5 protein-coding genes and 1 pseudogene are annotated in these 7,586 nt (G+C 37.9%); 5 read left to right on the top strand and 1 reads right to left on the bottom strand.

The features are described from left to right. Positions 1-109: 109 nt before the first annotated feature. Positions 110-973 (bottom strand): AraC family transcriptional regulator, encoded by an 864-nt coding sequence (locus tag DXA55_RS16510; RefSeq protein ID WP_055221858.1) that lies wholly within the window; start codon positions 971-973, stop codon positions 110-112. 200 nt (positions 974-1,173) lie between these two features. Between DXA55_RS16510 and DXA55_RS16505 the strand changes: the two genes are divergently transcribed. The 5 genes and pseudogenes from DXA55_RS16505 to DXA55_RS16485 all read left to right on the top strand — a co-directional run. Beyond that, positions 1,174-4,212: a glycoside hydrolase family 2 TIM barrel-domain containing protein gene (locus tag DXA55_RS16505; RefSeq protein WP_055221856.1), complete on the top strand. Its 3,039-nt coding sequence runs from the start codon at positions 1,174-1,176 to the stop codon at positions 4,210-4,212. Positions 4,213-4,379: 167 nt separating this feature from the next. Continuing rightward, positions 4,380-5,777, top strand: a complete 1,398-nt coding sequence (locus DXA55_RS16500; RefSeq protein WP_055221854.1) for an MFS transporter — start codon at positions 4,380-4,382, stop codon at positions 5,775-5,777. Between the two features lie 351 nt (positions 5,778-6,128). After that, entirely contained in the window at positions 6,129-6,929 is an 801-nt protein-coding gene (locus DXA55_RS16495; protein WP_019163021.1) for a helix-turn-helix transcriptional regulator, read from the top strand. 171 nt (positions 6,930-7,100) lie between these two features. Beyond that, entirely contained in the window at positions 7,101-7,187 is an 87-nt protein-coding gene (locus DXA55_RS19680; RefSeq protein ID WP_117762139.1) for a helix-turn-helix domain-containing protein, read from the top strand. A 206-nt stretch (positions 7,188-7,393) separates the two neighbouring features. Continuing rightward, positions 7,394-7,586, top strand: a pseudogene (locus tag DXA55_RS16485) (metallophosphoesterase); the annotation flags it as partial.

Here is a 7,586-nt window from a genome sequence, read left to right as displayed (position 1 = left end):
TGTACCGGTTTCTTTTGTCTTGCCATAATAAAAGGTCCTCCTAATGATATTTATTGTATCATAGAAGAACCTTCCAAACATTATTTTACAGAAAAAGTTTCATACTCTCTCAGAATTTGTTTCTCAGCTTTCGGTATTCTCTCGGCGAATATCCTTTCAACTTGTGAAAAAGCCGACTGAAATAAAGCTGGTTATCATATCCGATAATCTTAGAAATCTCATTGATGGAATAAGTTGTTGTTTCAAGTAACATCTGAGCATTGTTGATGCGGATTCCCACAATAAATTGCATTGGTGTAGAACCGGTATATTTTTTGAAATTTCGGATAAACCAGCTGACACTCATGCCTCGTGAGGCAGCATAATCATCAATATTGATATTTTGATTGTAGTTTTCACTGAAAAAGGTAACAGCATTATCCATCTCATGATCAAGATATTCATTTTTTAATATGTGCTCTCTTGTCAGTTCCCGGTGGAAACTGATCAGAAGATGACGTAGCAAAAGGACGAGCATTTCCTCATAATTATCTTGACAGCGTTGGAGCTCGATAATAATACGCTTGAAAATTTGTTCATATTCATTAGATGTACCCACTTGAAAGACACGTTCTTTATCCTGAAATCCATATTGACGTAAGATATTTTTCACATTGCTTCCTGTGAAGTGAATCCAGTATACTTCTGCCTTATCTTCTCCGTAATATTCATATTTCTGAAGTTCTTTCGGTCTGTACAGTACAATGTTGCCGGCTGGAACAATCGTTTCGTTATTTACATTATCAAAATGAAAATGCCCACAACCAGCAGTGATATATATAATCTGATAATCCAGACGACCCCTTGGACGGTAGGTAGGAAGTTTGGGATGTCTGGAAAGACGGTAAGTACCACAGCTACCTACAATCAGCGGACGACTTTTGTCTTTGAAATCCATATGTGAGTGGTTCAAATAACCGGTGTTCAAATACATAGGACAGCACCTCTTTTCGCACTTTTTATCATTGTATCATTTAGTGCATATTTTGTCTAATCCAATTTATAGACATGTTTTGCGGATTAGGATAAGCTATATATAGCATAACTAAGGAACGTAAACAAAAAAGTAAAGTATAAGGTTTGCTTTAGGGAAACAAAGAACAAAAAAGTATATGTATTGGAGGAGAGTTATTTATGATCGTACCACGTTATTATGAAAATCTAAGCGTACTGCACGAAAACACAATGCCAGCCAGAGCCTATTATATTCCGGCATCCAAAAGAATGGATAACTTGGTGGAACACAGAGAAGAATCAGATCGTATGCAGTTATTGAATGGAACTTGGAAATTCCAGTATTTTAACAGCATCTATGACATTCAGGATTCTTTCTTTGAGAAGAATTATGATACAGAAAATTTTGATGAGATTCAGGTTCCAAGTGTATGGCAGATGGCAGGATATGATACACACCAGTATACAAACATCCGGTATCCGTTTCCGTTTGATCCACCATATGTGCCACAGGATATTCCGTGTGGAGCTTATGTACATAATTTTGAGTACAGCAGAGATGAGAAAGCATCAAAAGCTTTTTTGAACTTTGAAGGAGTAGACAGCTGCTTTTATGTATGGATCAATGGCTCTTACATAGGATACAGCCAGGTTTCACATATGACCAGTGAGTTTGATGTTACCGATGTACTTCAGGATGGAACGAATACGGTGGCAGTGTTGGTAATGAAATGGTGTGATGGTTCCTATTTGGAAGATCAGGACAAATTCCGTATGAGTGGTATTTTCCGGGATGTGTACATTTTGAAACGCCCAAAACAGGCAATCAGTGATTATCATATTAAAACAAGAATTGAGGATATGCTTGCGAAAGTAGAAATTGAAATGAAATTCTACTTTCCCTTAAATGTAAAAATTTCGATTGAAGATAGAAACGGAGCAGTTGTAGCACTAGGAAGTATTGCTGAAGAAGGAACAGCTGTATTAGAAATTGCAAGTCCGGAACTTTGGAATACAGAAAATCCATATCTATATAAACTGATTCTTGAAACAGAGAATGAAGTAATTGTAGATCACATTGCATTAAGAAAGATAGAGATTAAAGACCAGGTCATTTACCTAAATGGACAGAAGATTAAATTCCGTGGTGTCAATCGACATGATTCCGATCCGGTTACTGGATTTACAATCAGTCTGGAACAGCTCACAACCGATCTTACGTTAATGAAGCAGCATAATTTTAATGCGATCCGTTCCAGCCACTATCCGAACGCACCATTTTTCTATGAAATGTGTGACAAGTATGGATTCATGGTAATAGATGAAGCAGATATTGAAGCTCATGGTCCATTTATGATCTACAGAAAAGAAGACACTGATTACAATCGGTTCAAACGATGGAATGAGAAGATTGCAGATGATCCGGTATGGGAAGAGGCAATCGTTGATCGCGTAAAACTCATGGTGGAACGTGACAAAAACCGTTTCTGTATTGTTATGTGGTCAATGGGAAATGAGAGTGCTTATGGCTGCAACTTTGAAAAAGCACTGGAATGGACAAAGAATTTTGATCCAGACCGCATCACACAATATGAGAGTGCAAGATACCGTAATTATGATGAAACATATGATTACAGCAATCTGGATGTGTACAGCCGGATGTACCCGGCGCTTTCCGAAATTCAGGAATATCTGGATAAAGATGGAAGCAAACCCTTCCTTTTGGTAGAGTACTGTCACAGCATGGGAAACGGACCTGGAGATTTTGAAGATTACTTCCAGATGATTCAGGATAATGATAAAATGTGCGGCGGCTTTGTCTGGGAATGGTGTGACCATGCGATTGCTCATGGAACTGCTGAGAATGGAAAGACTATATATGCTTATGGGGGCGACCATGGCGAAGAAATTCATGATGGCAACTTCTGTATGGATGGATTAGTATATCCGGACAGAACGGTACATACAGGACTTTTGGAATACAAGAATGTTTATCGCCCGGCAAGAGTTATTTCCTATAACAAAGAAAGCGGAGAACTGGTGCTTCATAACTACATGGATTTTGATGACTTGAAAGATTATGTGAAGATTAGTTATGAGCTGACACAGGATGGTCTTGTGATCAGCAAAGGCATACTTCCGGAGTTTTCTGTGGCACCACACGGGGAAGGAAAAACAAACCTGAAGATCAATGTTCCAGAGAATGGGAAATGTTATTTAAAACTTATTTACCATCTGAAAAAAGAATTGCCACTGTTGAATGAAGACCATATTCTTGGATTTGATGAAATTGAGGTAAGTAAAGAGGATACAAAATGTAAACTTGCAGAGAAATGGATACCAAAAACAGTAGTGGACTCTGAATTACAGGTAAATGAAAATGATACACAGATTCATATCAAGGGGCGTGAATTTGCTTATACCATAGACAAACGTACTGCACTCTTTACAGAGATGAAATTCGCAGGGCGGGAATACTTGAACCATCCGATGGAATTAAATATTTGGAGAGCTCCAACAGATAACGATATGTACATCAAGTCTGAATGGAAGAAAGCCCACTATGATAAGGCTTACACAAGAGCCTATACGACAGAGGTTGTGCAGGGAAAACATGGTGTGAAGATTACAAGCCATGCTTCCGTTGTGGCAGAGACAGTACAGAAGATTCTTGATGTGACGATTACATGGAAAATAGAAGCTGCTGGAAAGATTGATGCAGATATTGCAGTAACAAAAGACGATGAATTCCCGGATCTTCCGAGATTTGGTGTGAGGATGTTCCTGGATAAAAAACTTTCAGCTGTAAGATACTTTGGAATGGGACCACAGGAAAGTTATTGTGATAAACATCAGGCTGCGAGCCACGGTTTATACCGGGCAGATGTAGGAGATTTACATGAGGACTATATCCGTCCACAGGAAAATGGAAGCCATTATGATTGTGAATATGTAGAGCTTAACAACAGCCGATATGGAATTGTGGCATCCGCAGAAAAGGCATTTTCATTCAATGCTTCTTATTATACACAGGAAGAACTTGAGAAGAAAACGCATAATTATGAATTAATAGAATCAGATAGTGTAGTATTCTGTGTTGACTACGCATTAAATGGCATTGGTTCTAATAGTTGTGGTCCAGTTGTATTAGATCAGTACCGATTTGATGATGTATTATTCCGGTTCCAGTTTACGCTGATACCGTATGTAAAGGGATAATAAAGTTTCATGTAACCCGTAAACAAAGAAGGATAGTCTGATTGCAATGTAAAGTCCGGATATACAGAGCAATCAGACAAAAACAGAGAAAAAATTAGAATTAGACATCATACGGTTAGACATATTGAGATTCTAAGTGCGATGAAGATGAGGAGCAAAGAAATTCGATGGAAGAAAAAAAGTATTTGAAATGGTATAACAAAATTGGATACGGATCAGGTGATGTTGCAGGTAATGTAGTCTATGCGTTCTTGACATCTTTTATGATGGTCTATCTGACGGACTCGGTAGGACTTGCTGCAGGTGTCGTGGGTACCCTGATTGCCGTATCAAAACTATTTGATGGTTTTACGGATATATTTTTTGGATCAATGATTGACAAAACACACAGTAAAATGGGAAAAGCGAAACCCTGGATGCTATACGGATACATTGGTTGTGCCATTACGCTGGTCTGCTGCTTTGCAGTACCAGTCAGCTTTGGAACAACGGCTAAATATGCATGGTTCTTTATTTCTTATACACTGTTAAATGGTGTGTTTTATACAGCAAACAATATTGCTTATTCAGCACTTACGTCACTGATTACAAAGAACAGCAAAGAGCGTGTACAGATGGGATCTTACCGTTTTATTTTTGCATTTTCAACAAGTCTTCTGATTCAGGCGATTACAGTTGAATTTGTAGATAAATGTGGTGGAGATGCTGCGGCATGGAGAACGGTTGCTATTATCTATGCAATCATTGGTCTGGTCGTAAATACGATTTCAGCACTTTCTGTTAAGGAACTTCCGGAGGAAGAACTTAATGAAGGAGAAGTAAAGAATGATAATGAAAAGTACGGAATGGTACAGGCATTCAAGCTTCTTGTTAAAAACAAATATTACATGATGATTTGTGGAACATATATTTTACAGCAGTTATATGGTGCCATGATTGGAGCTGGCATTTATTACATGACATGGGTACTGAAAAATAAGAATTTGTTTGGACAATTTGCATGGGCAGTAAATATTCCACTGATCATTGCCCTGATTTTCACACCGACATTAGTTGGTAAGTGGAAAGGTATGTATAAACTGAACTTAAGAGGTTACGTCTTGGCAGTCATCGGTAGAGCACTTGTTGTTGTTGCCGGATATATGGGCAGTGTTCCGCTGATGATGGCATTTACAGCTCTTGCAGCCTTAGGTCAGGGACCATGGCAGGGAGATATGAATGCAGTTATCGCATCTTGCTCTGAATACACTTATCTTACGCAGGGAAAGAGAATTGACGGAACGATGTACTCTTGTACTTCTCTTGGTGTAAAAATCGGTGGAGGTATTGGAACCGCTGTTGTTGGATGGATGCTTGAGTTCAGTGGATATGTCGGAACAAATGCAACTCAGCCACAGTCTGCACTTGATATGATGCAGTTCATGTATCTTTGGCTTCCGTTAATCTTTGATGTATTGATTATGTTTGCACTTTCAAGAATGAATGTAGAAGATGCAAATAAAAAACTGAAAGCAGAAAAAGGAATTGCTGCAGATGAAGTAACGGATGCATTAGACATAAATTAGAATTGACAGGAGAAAGCGTTGTCTGGTCGTTGCTCGATGAGACAGTGCTTTTTTCTATATATAAAGTGATAGAACTGTATTTTGAAAATAAAAAAGGACCACTTCATTTTTGTGAAATGGCCTTAAGAAAATATTCAGTTTTCACAAAATAGTCCTTTTAGTATTTATACATGGTAAGGATGCTCAAAATATTCAGTGTAGAATACTAAAAGGTCATTCAGATATTTTTTTAGGTTGCTCATTTGCAATTCCTCCTTTCCTTATTTACAAGTTGATTATAAGATAGGTGTAAAAGGATTGCTTGCCAAATTGAAAGAAGATATAGACAAATGTTGCAAAAGGGAGTATTTCATGCAGTTAAAATATGTTGACACAAAAGAGGAGATTATAGCAATAAATAGGAAGTCAAAACATATTGAACCACATCTTCATAATGCACTGGAGATCGTTTGTGTAACAAGTGGAGCATTAGAACTTGGTGTCGGACAGGAACTATACCATATGGAAAAAGGAGATATAGGCTTTGTATTTCCAGATGTTATTCATCACTATCAGGTACTGACACCCGGTGTAAATAAAGCGACTTATCTGATCGCATCGCCATTTACGATAGCCAAATTTGCAGATATCATGCAATCCATGGCTCCTGAATACCCAATCATCAAAGCGGAAAAGGTTGAACCGGAGGTATATAGGGTTATAAATGCAATTTTAGAGACAGAACAGTCGGATATTACTGTTGCACAGGCATATCTTCAAATTGTGTTGGCACGCTGCATAGGAAAATTAAATTTGGTAGAAAAGAGCAGTGTGGGGAGCAACGATCTTATTTACCAGACAGTTTCCTATATATCAGCAAATTTCAAGAAGAAGTTTTCGTTGGAAGAGATGGCAAAAGACCTGGGCGTGAGCAAATATGTTTTATCCAGACTCTTTTCCAAGACATTCCATAGAAACTTTAATCAATATCTTAACGATGCAAGGCTGAACTATGCATGCCATCGTTTGGAAAATACGAGTGATTCTATTACAAATATTTGTCTGGATAGTGGATTTGAAAGTCAGAGAACGTTTAACCGAGTATTTAAAGAAAGATATAAAATATCACCAAGTGATTATCGAAGTACTTGTGTGAAAGAGATGTTGTCATAAAAGGTTCTGTTGATCGAAATATTTACTTTGATTTTACAGTGCTATGTATTTGATTTCATGTGTGGATGATATAATATAAAAATATTTGTAGAAAAAAATATTGATGAAGTCTACCAATCAGTGTTTTTTGTTGTATAATGTTTTTGTCGTACAGGGTCACTTTCCTTTGTAATGTTTTGGGTCAAATTCTACCCCGATGATGTGCAGAAAGTTTTGTTTGCCAGAACGTTCGGCTGTGTCATCGCTTCGGCATCTTGATCAGCTGTACCTCAGGTAAATGGAGAAGAGAAGCTTAACTTGAGCATGGTAAGCGATGAGATCAAAAGCAAAACGATGTCCTGTCTGTGGTGGTGCTATGAAACAGCAGTTCATTGGATTAAGACATTGCAAATGCGGTATCAGTTGGAAGATATCCGGACAAAGGGTGATATATCCAGTAGAATAGTATAAGAAGGTATGATGGTATGAAGATATTAGTAATTCCTGATGTTCATCTTAAACCGCAGATGTTTAAACAGGCTACAGCTCTTATGCATCAGGGAATTGCTGATCGAGCGGTATGTCTGATGGACATCCCTGATGATTGGGACAAGCAATATAATGTCGGACTTTATGAAGAAACTTATGATGAGGCTATTCGGTTTGCAAAAGCATTTC

The sequence above is a fragment of the Blautia sp. OF03-13 genome (assembly GCF_003460685.1).
GTDB classification, from domain to species: Bacteria; Bacillota; Clostridia; order Lachnospirales; family Lachnospiraceae; genus Fusicatenibacter; species Fusicatenibacter saccharivorans.
This window is presented reverse-complemented; position numbering and strand designations above follow the sequence as displayed.

Coding starts and splice junctions, on each gene's coding strand:
- DXA55_RS16510 (WP_055221858.1), bottom strand. CDS start 973: ATGTATTTGAACACCGGTTATTTGAACCACTCACATATGGATTTCAAA.
- DXA55_RS16505 (WP_055221856.1), top strand. CDS start 1,174: ATGATCGTACCACGTTATTATGAAAATCTAAGCGTACTGCACGAAAAC.
- DXA55_RS16500 (WP_055221854.1), top strand. CDS start 4,380: ATGGAAGAAAAAAAGTATTTGAAATGGTATAACAAAATTGGATACGGA.
- DXA55_RS16495 (WP_019163021.1), top strand. CDS start 6,129: ATGCAGTTAAAATATGTTGACACAAAAGAGGAGATTATAGCAATAAAT.
- DXA55_RS19680 (WP_117762139.1), top strand. CDS start 7,101: ATGTTTTGGGTCAAATTCTACCCCGATGATGTGCAGAAAGTTTTGTTT.